We start from the raw sequence: 729 nt of genomic DNA, 5'->3' as shown, positions 1-729 counted from the left end.
AAATGTAAGAGAGCCACTTAATGTTGCCCAACAACATTAAGTATGAACATTGTCCCGTTCGTCTAGAGGCCTAGGACACCGCCCTTTCACGGCGGTAACAGGGGTTCGACTCCCCTACGGGACGCCACTTCTCTTTGAAGTGCAAATTGGGTCGTTAGCTCAGTTGGTAGAGCAGTTGACTTTTAATCAATTGGTCGCAGGTTCGAATCCTGCACGACCCACCATTTCCTTTCCACGAAGGAAAGCTAGTTTGATTTCACTTTTAAAAGTGAAAACAAATAGCAACTATCGTGGGCGATTAGCTCAGTTGGGAGAGCACCTCCCTTACAAGGAGGGGGTCACTGGTTCGAGCCCGGTATCGCCCACCACTCTCTAAAAGTTTTCTGCACGGATTTCGCAGATTTAATGAAGAATACCTTTGTTAAGTCCGCATTTTTGTCGCTGAAAATCGTTAGAAAGTGGTTATCGTTAGATAATTGCATGCTCTTTAACAATCTGGAAAGCTGACTAGTAAATTCAATCGATAGATTGATTTTAAAAAATGTTTTTATCTTCGGATAAAAACGAGTTCTCAAACAATACACATTCAAGTGTCTTGTATCGAGTCCGGCGAAAAACCAACGTTTAATACTTTCTTGATCGAAGTGTTAAGCACAAACCTTGGTTGTTTGAACATACGAAACCTCTTGGGGTTGTATGGTTAAGTGACTAAGCGTACACGGTGGATGC

Annotated in this window: 3 tRNA genes; all 3 read left to right on the top strand. The window is 42.7% G+C overall.

Annotation, left to right across the window (positions count from 1 at the left end):
• Window positions 1-51 precede the first annotated feature (51 nt).
• The 3 genes from C9J42_RS21330 (at window position 52) to C9J42_RS21320 (ending at window position 368) form a co-directional block, all read left to right on the top strand.
• Window positions 52-127, top strand: a tRNA-Glu gene (locus C9J42_RS21330).
• Between the two features lie 21 nt (window positions 128-148).
• Window positions 149-224 (top strand) — tRNA-Lys (locus C9J42_RS21325).
• Window positions 225-292: 68 nt separating this feature from the next.
• Window positions 293-368 (top strand) — tRNA-Val (locus tag C9J42_RS21320).
• Window positions 369-729 lie beyond the last annotated feature (361 nt).

The organism is Photobacterium sp. GB-56, assembly GCF_003026105.1.
GTDB lineage: Bacteria > Pseudomonadota > Gammaproteobacteria > Enterobacterales > Vibrionaceae > Photobacterium.
This window is presented reverse-complemented; position numbering and strand designations above follow the sequence as displayed.